This is a genomic window from Vagococcus sp. JNUCC 83 (genome assembly GCF_053667615.1).
On sequence record NZ_CM132204.1, the window covers coordinates 794,971 to 817,972 of the forward strand.

The following is a 23,002-nucleotide window of genomic DNA, read 5'->3' on the forward strand; positions in this document are numbered from 1 at the left end:
GTAGGAAGAAAGTTTAAATTATTTTTTACGAAAATATTAAATTTTAATGAATTTTATAATAAAGGATGATAAAATGATTAATAAGACAATTATTAAAAAGGGAGTGAAAAAGTGAACTTTTTTAAAAGAGCCTTATTGAGTATTCAAAGAAGAAAAGGGAAATCATTGATCTTATTTTTAGTTATATTTATTTTAGGAAACGTAATGGCAGGAGCGATAGCCATTCAACAGGCAACGAAAAACGTTGAAAATAATATCAAAACAAAACTTGGTGCCAATGCTACTGTATCGTTTAATTCAGATAAAATAAATGAGTTAGAAGAATCTGGTAAAGATTTTGATATTAAAGAACCAGATTCTAAAGTTTATAAAGAAATTGGTGAGTTAAAGCAAGTAAAATTTTATGACTATTCAATCATTGATATCATGCAGACTAAAAATATTAAAAATGTCGAGCCTTCTGATGGTAGTTATAGCCGAGCTTCTGAGGGAATGTATTCATTTAATATTAAAGGAGCTAGTCGTCCAGAATTAAGTGATGAACAATCGAAAAAAATTAATTTGGTAGATGGACGTAATTTTAAGGCAGATGAAATAAAAAAAGGGGCGGCTGTAGCGATTATTTCTGATAAAGTTGCCAAAGAAAATAATATACATGTTGGTGATAAAGTCGTATTTGACCGGCAAGTGGTCCATATCAGTCAAGGAAACTCTGGAGAATCTGGAGAAATGGCTACTGAAACGAAATCAAAAGATTATCCAATTGAAATTATTGGGTTATTTGGTGTAAAGGAATTAAATATTGACAAAGAAACAAATAATGACCAAAAAAATACCAATCAAAAGATGGACCAAACCATTGATTTATATGAAAGGTTAAATGTTATTTATTTACCGAATGATTACATTGAAAAAACACAAACAGAAATGTTGGAGTTCTCCTATGATAGCTTTCCTGATAATTACTTAGATGAAAATGAAAAAGTAATGGATAAAGAAACTGTTTTAAAAGAGTTTGCTTACAAATCTGTCCAAGCGACTTATGTGTTGAATAAACCAGAGGACGTTGAAGATTTTCGCTTGCTTGGAGATCAGATACTCAAAGATAATGAGTTAACCTATTATAAAATTGAAGCAAGTTCAGACCAATTTGACTCGATAGCTGGTCCCATTAAAGGCATGGCAAAAATTTCTCGTATTGTGTTAATTGTTTCTGTCATAGCATCAATTTTCATCATCACTTTGGTAACAATTCTATTTTTAAGAGATAGAAAGCATGAACTAGGTATTTATTTATCATTGGGTGAGCAACGCATAAAAGTTGTAGCACAGATTGCGATTGAAGTAGTATTGGTTGCATTAATAGCTATGACGCTATCAGTTTTTTCTGGTAATATGCTAGCACAAGGATTTTCTGATTCATTAATGGCCACAGAACAACCAGAGACCACAGATGAGAACATGGTAATGTATAATTATGGGAGTGCAATAAGTGATGTTAATGTCACAGAAGATGATGTTATTAGCGCATATGAAATTAAACTGACACCATCTTATATTGTTCTTTATTATGTGCTAGGACTAGTTGTTGTGTTGCTTTCAACTGTTGTTCCTCTTGTTTATATCATGAGGCTCAATCCGAAAAAAATTATGATGTAAAGGAGCCAAGTCATGTCAATATTAAAAGCCACTAAACTGAATTATTATTATCAAGATGGTGACACTCGCCGTTTTATTTTAAAAAATACAAATGTGTCATTTGAAAAAGGCAAATTCTATACGATTGTTGGTCAGTCTGGTTCTGGAAAAACCACTTTACTATCTTTACTTGCAGGATTAGATACACCACAAGAGGGTCGAATTTTTTACCAGAAAAAAAATATTGAAAAAATTGGCTATGATGAATATCGTAGAGATTATATCAGTATTATATTTCAGAATTATAATTTGATTCCATATTTAACTTCAGTCGAAAATGTAATGGTTCCAATGGCAATAACAACTAATAAAATACCAGAAAATCAAGAGGAAGTCGCAATCAATTTGTTGGATTATATGGGAATATCAAATGAAAAATCAAAACGATTGGTGACTCAATTATCAGGTGGAGAACAACAACGAGTGGCAATAGCACGAGCCTTATCAACGAATGTAGATGTTATCCTAGCTGATGAACCAACAGGTAATTTGGATGAAGAGATGGAACAAGAGATTGTGAATATATTTAAAATGCTAGCTCATAAACACAATAAATGTGTGATCGTAGTTACACACTCGCCTGAGATAGCCTTGCAATCGGATCACTCCTATCTTCTAAGAAAAGGAGCATTAAAAGAGAATGTCTGATTTTTTATCGAATTTTGATAGTGAGAACTATAAAAATATGTTAAATGAGAAAAAGAATAGAAAAGAATTATCATCAGGTGAAGAAAATGATACAACGTCAAAATCAGAACCATTAAGTGACTTCTCAAGATATGATGAGCAAGAGTTTGATGACGTAGATGATGTATTTCAAGAAGAAAAAACTTATTCAAATGATTCAAAAATAAAAGTTAAAAGAAAACGAAAAAAAAACAATAAGCAGCCAATTGACAGTATCCAATCAGATGGTTTGCCAGACCATGACGTAGAAATTGATCCTGACTATAAGAAAAAACAAATGAAACGTAGAGTTGTCATAGGTATATCAGTTGTTGTCTTATTATTAATTTTTTATGGGATTTATTATCAAATTACGCGAGTCGTTGTTCCAAATTTCTCTGACAAGACAGTGGTTGATGCAAAAAATTGGGCATCTGAAAATAACATTAAACCTGAAATTAAGCAAAAATATTCAACAAAAGTTGAAGCAAATGGCGTTATGAGTCAGTCTGTTTCACCTAATAAAAAAATAAAAAAAGGCTCAAAGTTAGTGTTTACAGTCAGTGAAGGGGCTGATCCGAAAGAGAAGATTAAGCTTCCAGAATTTGAAAAAATGTCTAAATCAGAGGTAGAACAATGGATCTCCAAAAATAAGGCTGAAAATGTGACCATTATTGAAGAATACAATGATAAAATTGAAAAAGGCAAATTTATTAAATTAGACTTTACTGATAAAGAAGTAAATAAAGATAATTATTTACGTCAAGATATTGCCAATGTCTATTTTTCAAAAGGAAAAGAAGTGTTTGAAAAAAATATCTCAGTTCCTAACTTTATTAAAAAGGCAAAATCAGATGTTGAAGATTGGGCAAAGAAAAACGAAATAAAAGTTGAGTACAAAGAAGTTGACTCTGATAAAATTGAGAGTGGATTAGTAGTGTCTCAAACAGTAGCGGCAGACACAAAAATTGCTAAACATGATTCGATGGGTGTTTCTATTTCTGTCGGCAAGGCAGTTGTTGTTCCAAACTTTGCTAATTATTCAGCTGAGGCAGCAGCAAATGTGTCAGGAGATCTACAAGTTATTACGAAAGAAGTTTTCTCAGACAGTGTCCCATTCGGTCAGCTGATTTCTCAATCAGTAGAAGCTGGCAAAAAGTTAACTGGGGACGACAATAAAACTATTAACTTAACTTATTCTTCCGGAAGACCTTATATAAAATCATTCTTTGGTCAACTCGAAGGTGACATTCCTAAACTAATCTATGATAACTTTAATTCTAAAGGAGCAAATGTTACTTATGAGGTATACTATATTGACTCTGATAAAGAAAAAGGTCAAATCGTTAACACTAATGCATATAATCAATATATTGCGACTAATGCCCATTTAGTTTTTGCGATTAGTAACGGGAAATATGCGTCGTTACCGACAGAATCTAACGACAGTGAAAATGAGTAATATGATAAACTCCTAAGCTTTTATAGTTAGGAGTTTAATTATTTGTTAAAACACTTTAAATTGCCCTGATTTATCTATATAATAATGGAAGAAATAATGAAAAGAGAGAGTAGATGGAATGAAAATGAATGAAAAAGGTCTGACGCAAGAAGAAGTCAGTCAAAAAATTAAACAAGGGCAAGTAAATGATTATGTATCTGATACATCAAAAAGTAACAAAGATATTATATTTGATAATGTCTTTACGTTATTTAATTTATTAAATGTTATTATTGCTATTTGTTTAGCACTTGTTGGTGCTTATAGTAATATGTTTTTTATGGCTATTATTATTTTAAATATAGTAATTGGTGTGTCTCAAGAAATACGAGCAAAAAATTTAGTGGCCCAATTATCTATTGTTAATGAGGAAAATGTCGATGTTTACCGAGATAATCAGAAAGTAAGTATCCCAACAACTGAATTAGTGTTAGATGATTTAGTCGTTCTTTCAGCAGGACAACAAGTGCCATCAGATATGGAAATAGTTTCAGGTAGCATTGAAGTAAATGAGGCACTCTTAACAGGTGAAGCTGATTTAATCAAAAAATCAGTTAACAGTGAACTAATGTCAGGAAGCTATGTGACAAGCGGTCAGTGTGTGGGGCGAGTGATTCATGTTGGTAAAGATAATTACGCAATAAAAATTGCTGAAGAAGCTAAAATTCATAAACCAGTCACATCAGAATTGGTTCTATCTATTCGTAAAGTCGCTAAATTTACGAGTTATATTATTATTCCCCTAGGTGTGATTCTCTTTTTAGAAGCGTACTTTTTAAGACAGAGTGACTTAAAGTTATCTGTTGTATCATCAGCGGCAGCTCTATTAGGAATGCTTCCAAAAGGAATGGTACTTTTAATTAGTATTGCTTTAGCAACAGGTGTGGTTAAATTAACTAAGAAAAAAGTATTGGTTCAAGACATGCATTCCATTGAAACCCTAGCACATGTGGATGTTCTTTGTTTAGACAAAACAGGGACAATCACACAGGGTAAAATGATTGTTTCAGAGATGATTGATTTAAGTAGTCACCAGTCTAATATTAATACAAAAAAAATAATGGGAAATTATATCAATGCAACAGAGGATAATAATTTAACGATGCAGGCTCTTCGTTCTTACTTTGAGCCATCAAGTGATTTGACAGTGATTGATGTGTTACCCTTTTCTTCTGATAGAAAGTGGGGAGCTGTTTTATTTGAAGAAATCGGCTGTGTGTATTTAGGTGCACCAGAACGTTTGGTAGCTGAAAATTCAATTCCAACGCAAGTTAATCAAGCCCAAGAACAAGGTAGTCGTGTGTTACTGATTGGGATAGATAAAGAGGTTACAAGTATAAGTGATAGTGTGGGGAATGTTGAAGCACTGTCTGTTTTGGTTATTGAAGATGCCATTCGTGAAAATGCTGAACAAACATTGGCTTACTTAGATAGTGAAGGTGTTGCTTTAAAAGTCATATCAGGGGATAACCCAGTGACAGTCTCAAACGTTGCTCGTCGTGCGGGATTGAAAAAGTATGACCAATTTATTGATTTATCAACTGTTGACACAGAAGAAGAGGTTAAAAAATTGGTTGATGACTATACAGTTTTTGGCCGAGTGAGTCCGCAACAAAAAAAATGGTTGGTTGAAGCATTACGCCAAAAAGAACATATTGTGGCTATGACAGGTGACGGGGTAAATGACATCCTTGCAATGAAAGAAGCAGATTGTAGTATTGCTATGGCTGAAGGAGATAACGCAACTCGTCAAATGGCTAATCTTGTGTTACTAAATTCAGATTTTACTACATTACCAGATGTATTATTTGAAGGACGTCGTGTGGTAAATAATGTGACAAAAGTCGCAAGTATTTTCTTTATTAAAACAATTTATTCATTTATTTTGTCAATCATTTGTATGGTGGCAGCAATTGGTTTTCCGTTTATCCCAATTCAAATTACGTTGCTTGATTTAGCGATTGAAGGATACCCAACATTTTTCTTATCATTTGAATCAGATAAAAGAAAAATAACTACAAAATTCTTGCCAACTGCTTTAAGAAGAGCCTTGCCAAATGCATTATTAGTGATCATCAATATTTTAGTCATTTACTTTATCTCGCCTAAATTTGGGATTAGTGGGATTGATCAAACAACGTTAATGTATTACATGTTAATAGCAGTGAGTGCGATGGCAGTCATAAAAGCTTGTCTACCATTTAATCCATTACGCTTATTTTTAGCAGTAACAACAACTGTGGGTACTTTTGTTGCAGCCATGTTGTTTAAATCATTATTAGAGATTACTTGGCTTAATGCAACGACTCTACCAGTATTTGTGGTACTAGTTATTTGTTCAATAATAGGTAAGTTAATTTTAGATAAATTAATTACTGGAAAAATGGGCTCATTTAACTAAGCGCTAATTGTTGCAAAGTCACTGAATTATGTTATAATTTATTATGAAAAGTTATGTCGTGGTCGCGCTGGATTCAGTGCGACTTTTCTGACTTAATTATGTAAAAAGGGGATGACGATTATGTCACAATTAATCCCTCAAGAATTAATTGATACAGTCAGACAAGAAACAAATATTGTTGATGTGGTTGAAAATTATGTTCAACTAAAAAAATCAGGTAAAAATTATTTAGGATTATGTCCTTTTCATAATGAAAAAACACCGTCATTTACCGTAGCTGAAGACAAACAGATATTTCATTGTTTTGGGTGTGGTAAAGGTGGAAATGTGTTTACGTTTATTCAAGAGATTGATGGGTTAAGCTTTCCTGAAGCAGTTAATAAATTAGCACAACCTCTGAACGTGACGTTACCTAGCACAACTTTCACATCGACTAACCAAATGTCGAGAAATTCGACACATGAAACGTTGATCGATATGCATGAGCATGCTAAAAAATTTTTTCATCATATATTAGTCAATACAGAAGCTGGTAAAGAAGCTTTAGCATACCTCGATTCAAGAGGCATACCGCTAGCTATGATTGAAGAATTTGAACTGGGTTTTTCTCCAGATAATCGAACGATTTTACTAAAAGTTATGGAAAAAGAGTATGATGAACGCTTGTTTTCTGAATCTGGTTTGTTTGTTGAAAGAGAAGATGGGACTTTTTTTGACCGATTTGTCAATCGAATCATGTTTCCAATAAAAGATGAGCAAGGAAAGACGATTGGCTTTTCAGGAAGAAAGTTACCTGTACAAACAGGCGATCAACATCATGACAACCAACCAAAGTATTTAAATAGTCCTGAAACACCTATTTTTAATAAGCGTGATGTGATTTATAATTACCATCTAGCTCGTCCTCATATTCGCAAAATAAATGACGTTTATTTATTTGAAGGTTTTATGGATGTAATGGCTGCTTACATGTCAGGTGTAAAAAATGGTGTAGCAACCATGGGGACCAGTTTAACTGAACAACAAATACATAAGCTAGAACGAATATCTCAAGAGATTACTATTGTTTATGATGGAGATAGTGCAGGGGTAAATGCAACCAATCGAGCGATTGAGTTGTTAACTAACAACACAGCACTAGGTATTCAAGTCGTGACACTACCCAATAAACTTGATCCAGATGATTATCGGATGACTTATGGGAAAACTGCGTTAGAAAATGAGTTGCTTCACCATAAACAAACGATTTTTCAATTTAAAAAGTTCTATTTGCAACAAGAGTTTAACCTTGAAAATGAATCTGATGTTATTGCTTATTTAGACCTTGTGTTACAGGAATTAGCCAAAGTACCTTCAGTGATTGAAAAAGACCTTGCGTTGACTCAGTTAGCAGATGACTTTCAATTGTCAAAAGAGACATTACAAGTTCAGCTAAATGAGTACATCCAATCTCACAAACGTCACCAGTTTAAACAGGTTATTCCTAAAAAAGTAGAACAAGTCATTCCACAAGTACAGCAAGTTAGAAAATTAACAGTTGTAGAAAAGGCTGAAATGCTTTTAATCTATCGAATACTTAGAGAAAAAGCGACATTCAGTAAAATTAGTGCAATTGAGAATTTTTCGTTTGTTCATGATGATTACCAAGAACTATTTCAACACATTGCTAGTTTTTATGAATTATATGGACAGGTCGAATTAGCTGATTTTATCAATTACTTGAAGGAAGATAAGTTACGTAATTTATTAATTACGATTACCATGCAAAGCTTTAGTGAACAAAGCAATGATCGTGAAATAAACGATTGTTTGAGTATCATTGAAAAAGCAGGGATAGAAACTAAAATAAACGCCTTAAAAACGCAACAAAAAGAGGCAAAACAGGTAGGAAATGCAACAAAAGAAATGGAAGTAACATTAGAAATTATCCAGCTACAAAAAGAATTGAGTAGCTGGGGGATAATATAAGGGGGAGTCCATCGTGTCAAAAATGGTAAAAGATGAAGCATACAAAAAAGAAGTAACCAAGTTCATCAAATTAAACAAAGTAAAAGGTTCAGTGTTTTATGATGAATTAACCAACAAATTAGCTACTCCTTATGAATTAGATGCAGATGATATGGATGAATTGATTGAAAAAGTTGAGGATGCAGGAATTAGTGTTGTCGACGAAAAAGGTGAACCTAGTGAACATAGTTTGCGTATAGCCAAAAAAAATCAAGAATCTAAAAAAACAAAAGAAAAAGAAGAAGAGGAAGATTTAATTGCACCAGCTGGTGTGAAAATTAATGATCCTGTTCGTATGTATTTAAAAGAAATCGGTCGTGTCTCTCTTCTTACAGCTGATGAAGAAGTGGCATTAGCCCTTAGAATTAAAGATGGTGATCCTGAAGCAAAACAAGAATTAGCTGAAGCTAACTTACGTTTAGTAGTAAGTATTGCCAAACGTTATGTTGGTCGTGGGATGCAATTTCTTGATTTAATTCAAGAAGGTAACATGGGTCTGATGAAAGCTGTTGAAAAATTTGACCATGAAAAAGGATTCAAATTTTCTACTTACGCGACTTGGTGGATTCGTCAAGCGATTACTCGTGCGATTGCTGACCAAGCGAGAACGATTCGTATTCCGGTTCATATGGTTGAAACAATTAACAAATTGATTCGTATTCAACGTCAATTACTTCAAGATTTAGGACGCGAACCTACGCCAGAAGAAATTGGTGCAGAGATGGATTTACCGCCTGAAAAAGTTCGTGAGATTCTTAAGATTGCTCAAGAGCCAGTATCTCTTGAAACACCAATTGGGGAAGAAGATGATTCTCACTTAGGCGATTTCATTGAAGACCAAGAAGCAACAAGTCCAGCAGAACATGCGGCATATGAATTATTAAAAGAACAATTAGAAAGCGTGCTTGATACATTGACTGATCGTGAAGAAAATGTGTTACGTTTACGTTTTGGATTAGATGATGGCCGCACTCGAACATTAGAAGAAGTTGGAAAAGTATTTGGTGTTACTCGTGAGAGAATTCGTCAGATTGAGGCAAAAGCTTTAAGAAAATTACGCCATCCATCACGTTCTAAACAATTAAAAGACTTTTTAGAATAAAACACGCTAAGGCACTAGTTGACGCTAGTGTCTTTCATTTTAGCTATGAACTTTTATAAAAAGAATGTTAAATAATCATTAAAAAAGTAAATTCATCCTAAAGTTTGATGGAAATCTATTTAGTTTATGATACATTTGTAGTGAATTAAAAAACGAAAAGGTGATTTTATGAATAAATTTAAAAAAATACTATTGAGCTTATCTCTATTATCTACAGTTGGATTAGCAACAACCGTTTCAGCAGCCGAAAAAACGAAAGATGAAGGTTGGGATATTCCCAATATTGCATTGGGAAATGGATTAACAGAGTCTGAAAAACAACAAACACGTGACATCCTTACGAAAGATTTGTCACAAGTTTCAATGTTAAAAGGGACAAATGTTAGTAACATTAATGAATATATTGTTGATGGCAATGATTTAGTGAAATATGTGACAGATGTTCCTGAATTTACAAGCTCGTCTAAAGCTTATTCAAGTGCGTTGATTGCACGTACTAAAAGTGGCTCTGGTGTGACCGTAGATATCGTGACGCCTGATAAAATAACTGCACGAACTGAAGCAATGTACCGCTCTGCAGCAATAACTAGCGGTGTGTATGATGCTTATATACGAATCGCAAGTGTGAGACCCATGGATGGAAGTGGAGCATTAGCAGGGATTTATAAAATATACGATGAGGTAGCACCTGCTTCTGATCAAACCGAGCAAAAAGAACGTGATGAAAAACGTGAAGTGGCTCAAGATCAAATGCAAGTTGTTTCAGCCATTGACAAACAAAATCAGGACAACAAGGATTACTCTTCTGAAAATATTTTAGTTATGCTAGCCGATATCCAAATGGAGCTTCAAAAAATTAATAAAAAACTAAGTGAAATGTCTGATGAGCAAAAGAAACAAGAAGTAACCACAGTGGTTGATGAACAAATTGAAAAAAATGGGTTACAAGATGCTATTACTCCTGAGTTAAAAACTCAAGTAGTTAATAACATGGTTAATTTTTCTAATACCAGTGCCATTACTGACAAAGAATTAACCAGTCAATTATCTGGCTTTAAAGATGATATTGTGAAAAATGGAAAAGAATTTAAAGATAATCTACTCTCTGATGAAAATGTAGAAAAAGCAAAAGGATTCTGGCAAAAAATCAAAGACTTCTTTAGCAATCTATTTAAATAATAAAGTGAACTGTCTAGTATTTTACTAGGCAGTTTTTTTATTAAGGTGGCAATAGGTCTATCGACTGATTTATATCACGTCTTTTTTTTGTATACTAAAATTACTAAAATAAAAGGAGTTCGGAAGAATGGCAAAAAAGAAAAAGTGGATTATTGGTAGTATTGTTGGCTTAGTAGTTGTATCGACTGTTGGAGGCAAGTTACTTCTATCTAAAAAAGAACCAACAGAAATAACTAAGGAACCAAAGATTGAATTTTTTACTGTTGAAAATGTGGATCAAGTTTTTATAAATGGTGTTGTAACCCCTGTCATGTCAAAAGAATTTACTAAAGACACGACATTGGGAAAACTTGGTGATTTAAATGTAAAAAATGGCGAAAATGTCACTAAAGACACAGTTTTATATCAGTACTTGGATGAAACAACAGACTCTCAAATTAGAGACTTGAAGTTTCAAATAGAATCAACCCAAGCAGAAAAAGAAAAAGCTGCAAGACAGATGCAACTAGAAATAAACGAAATGAATAATGTCTCAACAACAGAGTCTGGTGACACACAAAGTATGCCTGTTTCAAAAGAAAGTATTGAATTAAAGTATGATTTAGCAAGCTATGATATAAAAATCAATCAACTTCAAACACAAATAAATGAGTTAAGTGAAAAACAAATCAATAAAGTGGTAGCACCATTCGATGGTCAAGTGATTATCCCACAAGATCAAAATAGAGATAGTGCTATCTTAACCTTATCTTCAACTGACTTTTATGTTGAAGGAAGTGTAAATGAAAAAGATTTAGATAAAGTGAAAGAAAAACAACAAGCAGATGTAAAAACAGTAGCAGATAATAAGTTATACAAAGGTGAAGTGACCTATGTGTCTAATATACCGAATACTCAGCAGTCATCAGAAGGCAGTAGCGGGGGTGGAACTAGCAACTCGTTATCGACTTACACTGTTAAGTTAAGCTTAAAAGATGCTAAAGCGATACGCAAGGGGTTTCACGTACAAGCATCTGTGAAACTTAATGATGAAAAAATTGAGATTCCTAAAAAGGCTGTAAAAGTGGATGACAAAACAAAAGAAGTCTATGTGTTAGTTGACGACTTTGGAACAATAGAAAAGCGAATAGTTGAAACAAGTGATCAAGGAGCGTCACAAGATAAAGTCATTATAACTAGTGGACTAGAAGGATTAGATAAAGTGATTGTGTCTTCTGATACTGAATTAGTTGTAGGTGAGCCAACTCCTGGTGGTGAATCATCAGCTGAAGGAGGGAATCAGTAATGACTCAAGATAACCAAGTGCTAGTTGAGTTAAATGATATTAATAAATACTATCCCGTTGGTAAATCTCAGCTACATGTTTTAAAAGAACTAAATTTATCGATTCATCAAGGTGAGTTTATAATGATTATGGGAAAATCTGGTAGTGGGAAAACTACTTTAATGAACATTATTGGTTTTTTGGATCAGTTATCAGATGGTGAATACATTTTTGATGGAAAAGACGCTTCTAAATTAACTGAAAATGAAAAATCGACCCTTCGAAATGAATACATTGGATTTATCTTTCAACAGTTCTTTTTGATTCAATCGTTAAATGTTGTTCAAAATGTCGAATTACCAATGGTTTATGGTGGTAAAAAACGAGAAAAAGAACGACGAAAAATAGCGTCTGACTACTTAAAGATGGTAGGACTGGAAGGAAAAGAATTTTCAAAAACGACAGAACTATCAGGTGGTCAACAACAACGTGTAGCTATTGCTCGCGCATTAGTAAATGATCCATTATTAATTATGGCAGACGAACCCACTGGAGCATTGGATAGCGAAACAAGCGAGGATATTATGACAATTTTATCTGATTTAAATAAAGAAGGAAAAACTATTGTTATGGTAACGCATGATCCTGATATGCGAAAGTATGCGACACGAGTTGTGTATATGAAGGATGGATTATTCCTATCAGAGGAGGAGTTTATTAATGCTTAAAAATTTACTATTGAGCACGTTTTTAAGTTTACGTGCGCATAAACTTCGCGTCTTTTTGACGATGGTCGGAATTATTATCGGGATTACAGCCGTCGTTACTGTATCTGCCATTGGGGAAGGAATGAAACAAAGTAGCTTAAAAGTTTTAGAGTCAACAGATGCAAACGTCATTCGTTTAGTATATAAAGTCGACTATAGTGATGAGACAATCGGCTTTCAGGATGAAGAACCGTTTGCTTTTGACCGATTAGACTTAAAATTATTACGTGGTCTTGAAGGTGTTGATACAATAAGTGCGGATTATGGTTTTGGTTTTGGGGCTAGAGAATCTGTGACAAGTACATTTGATTTTTTTGATACATCTGGTAGTGGTGAGGTTGTTGCTACGAGTAAAACAGACACTCCAGTTGGTTTTGGTAATAGCTTTACCACCAATCAACTAGAATCAAATAGTATTATTATTACTTACGATACTATGCAAACATCATTGGGGATTAGAAAAGCAAAAGACGTTATTGGTCGCGCAATTGATGTGGATGGTATTAAGTTTGTCGTAGTAGGTGTAAAAGATAAATTAGATGATGGTGCTATGATTATGGATGATTCAGTGTTTTATAATGAGGTACCTAAAAAAGCATTTAATGAATTATCAAAAAATAAACCAATCAATGCTATTAAATTAAAAGCAACTGGAACAAAAGATAGACAACAAATTATTGAACAGGCAAATACGTTACTAAAACAACAACATCCAGATTTAGTTGGTATGTTTGAAGAAGACCGTTCAAATGAACAGGCACGTCAAGAAATCGAGTCAATGCTTCAAGCTGTCGTAACAGGTCTATTGTTTATTACGGCTATCTCTTTACTTGTTGGTGGAATCGGTGTAATGAACATCATGTACGTTTCAGTATCAGAGAGAAAAAGAGAGATTGGAATTAGACGAGCTATTGGAGCAAAACCTGTGACAATCTTGCTACAGTTTCTATTAGAAGCAGCCTTTATCACATTAATCGGTGGGGTTGTCGGTATTTTCTTTGGATGGGGGTTAGCGACACTTATCTCAAGTTTTGCTGAGGGAATCACTGCAATCGTGAGTCCAAGCATGGCTATATTCTCAGCCTCTATTTCTGCGGGGATAGGATTAATATTTGGTGTGATACCTGCCATCAATGCAGCAAAACTGGATCCAATTAAAGCCATTTATCAATAAAAAAACGCACTTAATTTGTTTTTATCAAGCAAATTAGGTGTTTTTTTATAAGTTATCGAAAAAAACACGAACAATACACAGAAAAATATAAATTAATATCAATAAATTGTTGCTATTCTTAAAAATTCATTTTATAATCAAGTCTGTTAGTGATATTGACGAACAAATTATATTATGGAAGGTGTAATGTTAGGAAATGGAAAAGTTTTTTAAATTAAAGGAAAACAATACAACAGTTTCTACAGAAATAATGGCGGGCTTAACAACGTTTTTTGCAATGAGCTATATACTTTTTGTTAATCCAAGTATCTTATCTTTATCAGGTATGCCATTTCAAGCAGTCTTTTTAGCAACTATTATCGCATCAGCAATAGGAACTTTAGTTATGGGATTGTTTGCAAACGTTCCTTACGCTCAAGCACCTGGTATGGGCTTAAATGCGTTCTTTACCTTTACAGTAGTTATGGGGTTAGGTTACAAATGGGAACAAGCTTTAGCAATGGTTTTCTTATGTGGTATTATCAATATTATTATTACAATTACAAATTTAAGAAAGCTGATTATTCAGTCAATTCCTGAAGGATTACAACATGCTATTGGTGGTGGGATTGGAATTTTTATTGCCTACGTTGGAATTAAAAACGCGGGATTATTACAATTTACATCAGATGAGGCATCAATTGTTTCATCAGTTGTAGATGGCGATAAAGCAACAAATGTTGTTTCAAATGGTGGTATTGTACCAGCACTTGCTAATTTTAATAATCCAGCTATTATTTTAGCGTTGATTGGTTTAGTCATTACAACCGTGTTAGTAATCAAAAACGTAAAAGGGGCTATTTTGATTGGCATTATTTTAACAACTATCATTTCTATTCCAATGGGTGTTGTTGATTTCAGTAGTATCAATTTCCAAGAAAATTCATTAGGTAATTCAGTTAAAGAGTTAGGCACAACATTTGGTGCGGCTTTTGGTCCTAATGGTATGTCTTCTCTATTCTCAGATGCGTCGAAAATTCCACAAGTCCTTTTAACAGTGTTGGCATTTAGTCTTTCTGATATTTTTGATACGATTGGAACATTTATTGGAACCGGTCGTCGTACTGGGATTTTTTCAAAAGAGGAAGAAGATTCAGTGATGACAAGTAAAGGAATCAAATCAAAAATGGATAAGGCCTTGTTTGCAGATGCTATTGCTACAACAGCTGGAGCAGTTGTTGGAACAAGTAATGTGACAACTTATGTGGAAAGTGCGGCTGGTATTGGAGCAGGTGGACGTACAGGACTAACATCTGTGGTTGTTGCTATAATGTTCTTATTAAGTAGTTTCTTATCGCCTATTGTTGGTGCAGTACCAGCTCAAGCAACCGCGCCAGCCTTGATTCTCGTTGGTGTGATGATGATGGCATCTTTCAAAGAAATTGAATGGACGAATTTAGAAGAAGCAGTGCCGGCATTCTTTACTTCTATTTTTATGGGTCTTGTATATAGTATTTCTTATGGGATTGCAGCTGGTTTTATCTTCTATGTACTGATTAAAGTAGTTAAAGGAAAAGTAAAAGAAGTATCACCTGTTTTATGGGTAGTTACTGCATTATTTATTATAAATTTTGTGGTCTTAGCTACTCTATAATTAATAAAAAACGAGTATCTAGCAAATTATTTGTTAGATACTTTTTTTATTTAAATATTAAAAAATGTCATTCTTTGTTTTCTAAATATCATCCTATGTTATAATAGGAAAAGTATTATAAAGCATCTATCATTTGGGGGGATCAGTACAAAAGAGCACAATATTTAAAAAATGAAGGGGGAGGAGCAAGATGCTATCAACAGTAATGAACTTGTTCAGACCTGAAATTTGGCAGAACTTATTAAATGAATATTTTACGCTGAGTGTATTGGTTCATATTGTCGATATTTTAGTGGTTTGGTATGTTGTATACAAACTATTAATGTTACTAAGTGATACAAAGGCGATTCAAGTATTTAAAGGGATTGCAGTGATTATCATAGTAAGAATTATCAGTGACTTTTTAGGATTAAATACAGTTTCTTGGCTGATGAATCAAGTAATTACTTATGGTGTTGTTGCAGCTATTGTCATTTTTCAACCGGAAGTTCGTCGAGGGTTAGAACATTTAGGTAGAGGAGCTGCTTTAACGCATTCAAATAAGCAAAAAAGTATGCAACAATCATTTATTACTGCACTGGATGAATCATTGCAGTATATGTCTAAGAGAAAAATTGGCGCACTCATTACGATACAAAAAAATGATAGTTTGATTGATATCATTGAGACAGGTATTCCTCTTGATGCAGACATTTCTAGCCAACTGTTAATCAATATATTTATTCCGAATACACCTCTACATGATGGTGCGGTGATTATTAAGGATAATAAAATTGCGTCTGCCTCAAGTTACTTGCCTTTATCAGAAAGCAATAAAATACCAAAAGAATTTGGCACAAGACACAGGGCAGCTATTGGAATGAGTGAATCATCTGATGCCTTGACTTTAGTCGTTTCTGAAGAGACTGGCGAGGTAAGTATTACTTATAATAAAACTTTTTTACCGGGACTACAAAGGGATGCTTATTTAGAAGTATTAAGACAAGAACTATCTGATGAGCATGAAGAAGAAAAACAATCAGGCATTGCTTTACTTATTGATGACATGAAGAAAAATTTTACAAAAGGAGGCAAAAAAGATGAAAAATGATAGTAAATCTCCTTGGTTTATAAGGATTTTATCTTTGTTTTTTGCTATCCTCTTGTATTATAACGCCAATTCATTTGCAATATCGAATAAACAAGTTAATACAATAACTGAGCTTGAAGCAACAGCTGAAAATGTTCCAGTCAATGTTACATACAATCAAGATAAATATTTTATTTCGGGTTATAAAGAAAGTGTTTCTGTTGATTTGACAAGTAACAATAAAATATTACTTGATAAAGAATCGAATGCTGAAACGCGTGGTTTTTCAATTGTCATGGATTTGACAAAATATAATGTAGGAACGCATGAAGTACCACTTGAAATCGTTGGTTTACCAAATTCTGTAAAAGGAACAATTAAACCAAGTAAATTATCTGTTGTCATAGAAAATAAAGATAGCAATACGTTTAAAGTTGAGCCGGCCATCGATAATAAAATTTATCAAGATGGGTATTCAACAAAAGAAGCCACTATAGATCCAATAATGGTAAAAGTTAGTGGAGCTGAGTCTTCCATTAAAGAGATAGATCGTGTGATTGCTGGAGTGAGTGAAAAAACCAATGTCACAGGTAATTTCTCTGAAAAAGTACAACCTTATGCAGTCAATAAGGCGGGAGAACCACTAAACGTTAAAATAGAGCCAGAAACAGTGAGTGTTAATGTGAAAGTTAATGTTCCAAGTAAGCGAGTTAAAGTGACCCCAGTACAATCTGGGACTATTCCAAAAGGGATTAAAGACTTCACATTTACTATAAAAGATGACATGGTAGATATTGAGGGACCCAAGGAAGTTTTAGATGAAATCAATGGGATTGATTTAAAAATAGATACGACAAATATTAGAGAAACAACGACAAGTTCGTATGCAGTTGTTGTACCAAATGGTGTGAAAGTAACACCTGAAACAGTCTCAGTAACAGTGAAACCAAATGAATCAAAATCGTCGTCTAGTGATAGCAAATAACAATTATATTAATTGTAAAATGAGTTAGGAGAATAGAACAATGGGTAAATATTTTGGAACTGATGGTGTGAGAGGTATTGCGAATAAAGAACTAACACCAGAGTTAGCGTTTAAAATTGGTCGATGTGGAGGACATGTATTATGTCAGCATAGTCACCTAACTGAAGGGAAACCACAAGTTCTTGTGGGTCGAGATACACGTATATCCGGACAGCTATTAGAACAAGCGTTAATCTCAGGTCTTTTATCAGTTGGTATTGAAGTATTACAATTAGGTGTTATTTCTACACCTGGAGTAGCTTATTTAACACGAACTCAAAAAGCAGCAGCCGGTGTCATGATTTCTGCTTCTCATAATCCAGCAGAAGATAATGGCATTAAATTCTTTGGCCCAGATGGCTTTAAATTGTCTGATGATGAAGAAGAAGAAATTGAAGTATTGTTGGATGCTGAAACAGATGTGTTACCTCGTCCGTCAGCATTAGGTTTAGGTACGCTAAATGTTTATAGAGAAGGTGCACAGAAATACATTGAATTTTTAAAGAAAACTGTTGAGGAGCCTTTGACTGGCTTGACTGTTTGTTTAGATGGTGCAAATGGAGCAACAACACCTTTAATTAATCAGTTGTTTGCAGATTTAGATACTGATTTCTACACAATGGGTGTTAGACCAGATGGTTTAAATATTAATGATGGGGTCGGTTCAACTCATCCTGAAGCTTTAGCACAGTTTGTTATTGAAAAAGAAGCAGATTTAGGATTAGCTTTTGATGGTGATGGAGATAGAGTGATTGCCATTGATGAAAATGGACAAATTGTAGATGGAGATAAGATTTTATATATTTGTGGCAAATACCTTGCTTCTAAAGATGAATTAAACAAAAACACAATTGTTGCTACAGTAATGAGTAATTTAGGCTTCCATAAAGCAGTTGAAGAAGCTGGCCTAACAGCTATAACCACACAAGTTGGTGACCGTTATGTGGTAGAAGAGATGAGAAAATCTGGTTACAACTTAGGAGGAGAACAATCAGGCCATATCGTATTTTTACAACACAATACAACAGGTGATGGCTTATTATCAGGTATCCAATTGATGCAAGTGATGAAAGATTCTGGTAAAAAATTATCAGAATTAGTAGCAGATATTGAAGAATATCCACAAAAATTAGTGAATATAAAAGTTTCAGATAAATATGGTGCAATGGATGTTCCAGCTATTAAGGCTGTGATAGAAGAAGTTGAAAAAGAAATGGACGGAGATGGTCGTATTCTTGTCAGACCTTCAGGAACAGAGCCACTATTACGTGTCATGGCTGAAGCACCAACGGAAGATAAAGTAAATTATTATGTCGATAAAATTGCTGATGTAGTCGTTCAAGAAATTGGAATGTAGTGGGAAGAACAAGTGGGGTTGTAATTACTTCACTTGTTTTTTTACTCGCCGATTGTAAAATTAAGCTAGACAAATAAAAAATCATTTGTGATACACTCAAATTGTAATTCCGACAAAAGAAAACAAGGAGAGTGCTCACAAATGACCTATACACATCTTACTACAGATGAACTCGTTTTAATAGAATCTTATTATCATATACATAAAAAAGGAATAATTGTTGCTAAGTTATTAAAACGATCAAAACAGACTATTTATAATGTTTACAAAGCTTTTGATGACGGGTTATCTGCACTAGATTACTATAAAAGATATAAAAACAATAAAAAGAAGTGTGGTAGACGTCCTATTTCTTTACCTGATGATGAAACAGAATATATTCAAAAGAAAGTGGTTCAAGGGTGGACTCCAGATGTCATTATTGGTCGTGCGGAGTTTCCTATTTCATGCTCTGTTAGAACTCTTTATAGATTATTTAAACAGGGAACATTTGACGTGTCATCGTTACCTATGAAGGGAAAAAGAAAATCAAATGGTCATAAAGAAAAAAGAGGAAAACAAGCCTTTAAACGAACTATCCATCAACGTAATGAGGACTATCAACACTTTAATCATGAGTTTGGTCACCTCGAAGGTGACACTATTGTTGGAAAAGATCATAAAAGTGCTATCATCACACTCGTTGAAAGACTCTCAAAAGTAATTATTACACTAAAACCAACGGGTAGAAAGGCAGTAAACATTGAAAATAGTCTAAATAATTGGTTTGATAACGTGCCCAATCATCTTTTTAAATCCATCACATTTGATTGTGGAAAAGAGTTTTCTAACTGGAAATCAGTTAGTAACTTGAATGATATTGATATCTATTTTGCTGATCCAGGAACACCGTCACAACGAGGTTTAAACGAAAATTCTAATGGATTATTACGTAAAGATGGATTACTGAAACATATGGATTTCAACAGCGTTGATGAATCTTTTATTCAATCAATTGCATCAAAAAGAAACAAGATTCCGAGAAAATCACTAAATTACCTAACACCATTAGAAGTATTTTTGAGTTATGTCGATCATGATATTTTGTCCAACTTAATTTGACAATTAAGAACTTAAAGAATAGAAAGATAATAATATATAAAATGAGGAGGGATAGTATGTTATTAAGAAGGATTAGATGGTATATCAAAATATTTTATGGAATCATGATTCTTTCGGTTTAATGGTGTCTCTTTATAAAGGGTCTATATTTGGGATGATTGGTAGGGAACTGACCCCAAAAGATGAGACAAATATAAAAACACCCCTGTTGAATTCATGTAAAATGAATTTAACGGAGGTGTATTTTTTATGGTTAAAAGGATTGCTTATCCAGTAGAAGTAAAAGAAGAAGCTATAAAAATGAAACTTGAAGGTAAAACAACATCAGAAATTATGAATAAACTCAACATTCGGAATAAAACTCAGGTGAAAACATGGTGGAAATGGTATAGAAATGGAGAATCTTATCGATTCTCTCAAGGTGTGGGAAAACAATATACTTATGGAAAAGGTAATGAACACTTTTCACCTTTAGAAGTTCTAGAAAGAGAAAACAAGTACTTGAAACAGGAAATTGATGTTTTAAAAAAATACAAGGAGTTGGAAAGGATGTGGAAAAAGAAGTATTCATAAATTTAGTTGATTCTTATAAAGGAAAACTATCTATAACATGGTTATGTCACTATTTTGGGATAGCTAGAAGTACTTACTATCGTTGGTCTAAGAAAGAATATGTTGCCGATAATCGAATTAAAATGATTGAGCAGCTGTGTAAAGAAAACAAGTTCACTTATGGTTATCGAAAAATCACTTTTTTACTTCGTAAAAAGATAAAAGTGAATCATAAAGTTGTTCAGCGTATTATGCAAAAATATGGATGGAGTTGTCAGGTGAAAATAAAGAAAGAAAAACGTCCTGGTTCTATTTATTTTAAAACTACTAATGTAATTGATAGAGACTTTAGTTCAAGTAAGCCACTAGAAAAACTAACAACAGACATCACTTATGAGAGTGTAATATAAACTGTGTAAGTAACCTACCATCCTAGGTAGTGGATTGCTTCGCGGTTTTTCTTTTTTTACAATAGATTAAAGGAGTGAGAAGCTGTGGCTAAAAAGAAAAGAGACCAAAAATCAGCGAAGTTAGCTCAATCAATTATTGACATCTATCAACCAGAATCGGTTGAAGATATGCAAGAAGCTTTAAAAGATGTTTTTGGACCGATGTTTGAAGCTATGCTACGTGGAGAATTAGATAATCATTTAGGTTATGAGAATCAGTCAAGACAAGAAAAAGAAACTCAAAACAGACGGAATGGATATGGAAATAAAAAGTTAAAAACAAGTTTCGGTGAATTAGACATTCAGGTTCCAAGAGATAGAGATGCTTCTTTTGAACCAGAAATTATTCCTAAAAGAAGCAAAGACGTTTCAAGTATTGAAAGTAAAGTTCTTTCTATGTATGCCAAAGGCATGAGTCAACGAGATATTGCCTCGACAATTGAAGATATTTATGGCTTTACTATTTCTCATGACATGGTGTCGGATATCACAGATCAAATATTATCAGAACTTGAGGAATGGCAAATCAGACCTCTGGCCAAATGCTATGCCTTCTTGTTTGTTGATTGTATGTATGTCACTCTAAGAGAAAATTATGAAGTGAAAGAATGTGCAGTGTATACAATTCTTGGCTATGATTTAAAAGGAAATAAAGAAATTTTAGGCCTTTGGTTAAATCAAACAGAATCAAAAAACAGATGGATGCAGATTTTTGATGAGATTAAAGAGCGTGGAGTTGAAGATATTCTATTTATTTCAATGGACGGCGTATCAGGACTTGAAAATGGTGCTAAAGCTATTTTCCCAGGCGTTGTGGTTCAACGTTGTTTAGTTCATTTAGTTAGAAATGCCCTTCGCTATGTACCAAGTAAGAGTTATAAAGAAGTTTGTAAGGATATGAAGTCTTTTTACAGCGCTTCTTCTTTAAAGGCTGCTCAAACAGCTTTTGATACCTTTCAAACAAAGTGGGCTATTTATCCAGGAGCTGTTGATGTTTGGAAAAGAAATTTTCAACATGTTGAACAACTATTTGATTATGGATCAGCTATTCGAAAAATAATGTACACAACAAATGCTGTAGAGAGTGTTCATTCAAGTTTCCGTAAGGTAACTAAAAAAGGCGCTTTCCCTAATGAGAATGCCCTTCTTAAGCTGCTATATCTTCGAGTAAAAGAACTTCAAAGTAAATGGGAAGGTGGACACGTTCACAATTGGGCTATGGTGCTTAATCAATTAACTGTTAATGATTCTTTTTCAAAACGAGTTGAAAAATATAATCGGTACTAATCAAAATAGGTTGGATATATATAATTTGACAACGAGTCTCTCGTCCTGTGAATTTTTATCGGGACAAGAGCTTTATTAAAAATGCCCTCTTATCCTCGAAGATTATCACAGGACGACTCATTGTCAAATTGTCGTTCTATTATTATTTAAAATTACTTACACACTTAACTTGACAAACCCTCACTTATCTTGATTATGGTCCTAAAAGACTCTATCTTTCTAGCATTATGGATTTGTTTAATGGAGAAATACTTTCTTATACAATAAGTGAAAAACAGGACATATCTTGTGTTTTAGACACACTAAATAAATTACCTAAACTTCCAGATAAATGTATACTTCATTCGGATCAAGGTTCTGTGTATACTTCATATGCTTATTATCACGCAACAAAAGAAAAGAGCATTACCAGAAGTATGTCCCGAAAAGGGACTCCTGCAGATAATGCTCCAATAGAATCGTTTCATTCCATCCTAAAGTCTGAAACGTTCTCATTACACCCAGAGCTTGGAAGCTCTACAATTAGTGTAATTGAAACTGTACAAAATTTCATCAACTATTATAATAAAGAAAGAATTCAACAAAAATACGACTACTTATCTCCAGTTGACTATCGGAAAAAAGTAATCGCATAGGTGTTTTTATTACTGTCTCATTTTAGGGGTTCAGTCCCGTAGTGTGGTATTTTTTTTCGCAACATTGCTTATTAAACGGATGTATGGTGAAATTTATAAAGAATTATCGGAAGCGATAAAACAGGTGAGTGATGAC

General features: G+C 33.5%; 17 protein-coding genes and 2 pseudogenes. All 19 read left to right on the forward strand.

The window, feature by feature from the left end:
* Positions 1 to 111 precede the first annotated feature (111 nt).
* A complete protein-coding gene (locus tag JNUCC83_RS03735) occupies positions 112 to 1,659 on the forward strand; it encodes an FtsX-like permease family protein (RefSeq protein ID WP_454460886.1) in 1,548 nt (515 codons plus the stop codon).
* Between the two features lie 12 nt (positions 1,660 to 1,671).
* A complete protein-coding gene (locus JNUCC83_RS03740; RefSeq protein WP_454460887.1) occupies positions 1,672 to 2,346 on the forward strand; it encodes an ABC transporter ATP-binding protein in 675 nt (224 codons plus the stop codon).
* Complete coding sequence (locus JNUCC83_RS03745) at positions 2,339 to 3,826, forward strand: PASTA domain-containing protein (RefSeq protein WP_454460888.1); 1,488 nt, start codon at positions 2,339 to 2,341, stop codon at positions 3,824 to 3,826. The genes JNUCC83_RS03740 and JNUCC83_RS03745 overlap by 8 nt, the downstream gene beginning before the upstream one ends.
* A 118-nt stretch (positions 3,827 to 3,944) precedes the next feature.
* Positions 3,945 to 6,266 carry a cation-translocating P-type ATPase gene (locus tag JNUCC83_RS03750; RefSeq protein ID WP_454460889.1) on the forward strand — a complete coding sequence of 774 codons (2,322 nt, stop codon included), beginning with the start codon at positions 3,945 to 3,947 and terminating at the stop codon, positions 6,264 to 6,266.
* A 120-nt stretch (positions 6,267 to 6,386) separates the two neighbouring features.
* Positions 6,387 to 8,234, forward strand: a complete 1,848-nt coding sequence (gene dnaG, locus JNUCC83_RS03755; RefSeq protein WP_454460890.1) for a DNA primase — start codon at positions 6,387 to 6,389, stop codon at positions 8,232 to 8,234.
* Positions 8,235 to 8,256: 22 nt separating this feature from the next.
* Positions 8,257 to 9,375, forward strand: coding sequence for an RNA polymerase sigma factor RpoD (rpoD, locus tag JNUCC83_RS03760; RefSeq protein WP_454461323.1), 1,119 nt, complete (start codon positions 8,257 to 8,259; stop codon positions 9,373 to 9,375).
* A gap of 168 nt (positions 9,376 to 9,543) precedes the next feature.
* The gene (locus JNUCC83_RS03765) at positions 9,544 to 10,554 is read left to right on the forward strand and encodes a DUF1002 domain-containing protein (RefSeq protein ID WP_454460891.1); all 1,011 of its coding nucleotides are present in this window, start codon (positions 9,544 to 9,546) and stop codon (positions 10,552 to 10,554) included.
* A 127-nt stretch (positions 10,555 to 10,681) separates the two neighbouring features.
* Complete coding sequence (locus tag JNUCC83_RS03770; protein WP_454460892.1) at positions 10,682 to 11,839, forward strand: efflux RND transporter periplasmic adaptor subunit; 1,158 nt, start codon at positions 10,682 to 10,684, stop codon at positions 11,837 to 11,839.
* Positions 11,839 to 12,546, forward strand: a complete 708-nt coding sequence (locus tag JNUCC83_RS03775) for an ABC transporter ATP-binding protein (protein ID WP_454460893.1) — start codon at positions 11,839 to 11,841, stop codon at positions 12,544 to 12,546. The genes JNUCC83_RS03770 and JNUCC83_RS03775 overlap by 1 nt, the downstream gene beginning before the upstream one ends.
* Entirely contained in the window at positions 12,539 to 13,759 is a 1,221-nt protein-coding gene (locus JNUCC83_RS03780) for an ABC transporter permease (RefSeq protein ID WP_454460894.1), read from the forward strand. Before JNUCC83_RS03775 ends, JNUCC83_RS03780 begins: the two co-directional genes overlap by 8 nt.
* 196 nt (positions 13,760 to 13,955) lie before the next feature.
* Complete coding sequence (locus tag JNUCC83_RS03785) at positions 13,956 to 15,392, forward strand: NCS2 family permease (RefSeq protein WP_454460895.1); 1,437 nt, start codon at positions 13,956 to 13,958, stop codon at positions 15,390 to 15,392.
* A 190-nt stretch (positions 15,393 to 15,582) separates the two neighbouring features.
* Positions 15,583 to 16,482 carry a diadenylate cyclase CdaA gene (gene cdaA / locus JNUCC83_RS03790; protein ID WP_454460896.1) on the forward strand — a complete coding sequence of 300 codons (900 nt, stop codon included), beginning with the start codon at positions 15,583 to 15,585 and terminating at the stop codon, positions 16,480 to 16,482.
* Positions 16,472 to 17,446 carry a CdaR family protein gene (locus tag JNUCC83_RS03795; RefSeq protein ID WP_454460897.1) on the forward strand — a complete coding sequence of 325 codons (975 nt, stop codon included), beginning with the start codon at positions 16,472 to 16,474 and terminating at the stop codon, positions 17,444 to 17,446. Before cdaA ends, JNUCC83_RS03795 begins: the two co-directional genes overlap by 11 nt.
* A 40-nt stretch (positions 17,447 to 17,486) precedes the next feature.
* Entirely contained in the window at positions 17,487 to 18,842 is a 1,356-nt protein-coding gene (glmM, locus tag JNUCC83_RS03800) for a phosphoglucosamine mutase (RefSeq protein WP_454460898.1), read from the forward strand.
* A 141-nt stretch (positions 18,843 to 18,983) separates the two neighbouring features.
* The gene (locus JNUCC83_RS03805; protein ID WP_454460899.1) at positions 18,984 to 19,943 is read left to right on the forward strand and encodes an IS30 family transposase; all 960 of its coding nucleotides are present in this window, start codon (positions 18,984 to 18,986) and stop codon (positions 19,941 to 19,943) included.
* A gap of 249 nt (positions 19,944 to 20,192) precedes the next feature.
* Positions 20,193 to 20,551, forward strand: a pseudogene (locus tag JNUCC83_RS03810) (helix-turn-helix domain-containing protein); the annotation flags it as partial.
* An 87-nt stretch (positions 20,552 to 20,638) separates the two neighbouring features.
* Entirely contained in the window at positions 20,639 to 20,905 is a 267-nt protein-coding gene (locus tag JNUCC83_RS03815) for an IS3 family transposase (RefSeq protein ID WP_454461324.1), read from the forward strand.
* A gap of 84 nt (positions 20,906 to 20,989) precedes the next feature.
* Positions 20,990 to 22,231 carry an IS256 family transposase gene (locus JNUCC83_RS03820; protein WP_454459153.1) on the forward strand — a complete coding sequence of 414 codons (1,242 nt, stop codon included), beginning with the start codon at positions 20,990 to 20,992 and terminating at the stop codon, positions 22,229 to 22,231.
* Positions 22,232 to 22,410: 179 nt separating this feature from the next.
* Positions 22,411 to 22,866, forward strand: a pseudogene (locus JNUCC83_RS03825) (transposase); the annotation flags it as partial.
* Between the last annotated feature and the right edge of the window lie 136 nt (positions 22,867 to 23,002).

Coding starts and splice junctions, on each gene's coding strand:
- JNUCC83_RS03740 (WP_454460887.1), top strand. CDS start 1,672: ATGTCAATATTAAAAGCCACTAAACTGAATTATTATTATCAAGATGGT.
- JNUCC83_RS03745 (WP_454460888.1), top strand. CDS start 2,339: ATGTCTGATTTTTTATCGAATTTTGATAGTGAGAACTATAAAAATATG.
- JNUCC83_RS03750 (WP_454460889.1), top strand. CDS start 3,945: ATGAAAATGAATGAAAAAGGTCTGACGCAAGAAGAAGTCAGTCAAAAA.
- dnaG (WP_454460890.1), top strand. CDS start 6,387: ATGTCACAATTAATCCCTCAAGAATTAATTGATACAGTCAGACAAGAA.
- rpoD (WP_454461323.1), top strand. CDS start 8,257: ATGGTAAAAGATGAAGCATACAAAAAAGAAGTAACCAAGTTCATCAAA.
- JNUCC83_RS03765 (WP_454460891.1), top strand. CDS start 9,544: ATGAATAAATTTAAAAAAATACTATTGAGCTTATCTCTATTATCTACA.
- JNUCC83_RS03770 (WP_454460892.1), top strand. CDS start 10,682: ATGGCAAAAAAGAAAAAGTGGATTATTGGTAGTATTGTTGGCTTAGTA.
- JNUCC83_RS03775 (WP_454460893.1), top strand. CDS start 11,839: ATGACTCAAGATAACCAAGTGCTAGTTGAGTTAAATGATATTAATAAA.
- JNUCC83_RS03780 (WP_454460894.1), top strand. CDS start 12,539: ATGCTTAAAAATTTACTATTGAGCACGTTTTTAAGTTTACGTGCGCAT.
- JNUCC83_RS03785 (WP_454460895.1), top strand. CDS start 13,956: ATGGAAAAGTTTTTTAAATTAAAGGAAAACAATACAACAGTTTCTACA.
- cdaA (WP_454460896.1), top strand. CDS start 15,583: ATGCTATCAACAGTAATGAACTTGTTCAGACCTGAAATTTGGCAGAAC.
- JNUCC83_RS03795 (WP_454460897.1), top strand. CDS start 16,472: ATGAAAAATGATAGTAAATCTCCTTGGTTTATAAGGATTTTATCTTTG.
- glmM (WP_454460898.1), top strand. CDS start 17,487: ATGGGTAAATATTTTGGAACTGATGGTGTGAGAGGTATTGCGAATAAA.
- JNUCC83_RS03805 (WP_454460899.1), top strand. CDS start 18,984: ATGACCTATACACATCTTACTACAGATGAACTCGTTTTAATAGAATCT.
- JNUCC83_RS03815 (WP_454461324.1), top strand. CDS start 20,639: ATGATTGAGCAGCTGTGTAAAGAAAACAAGTTCACTTATGGTTATCGA.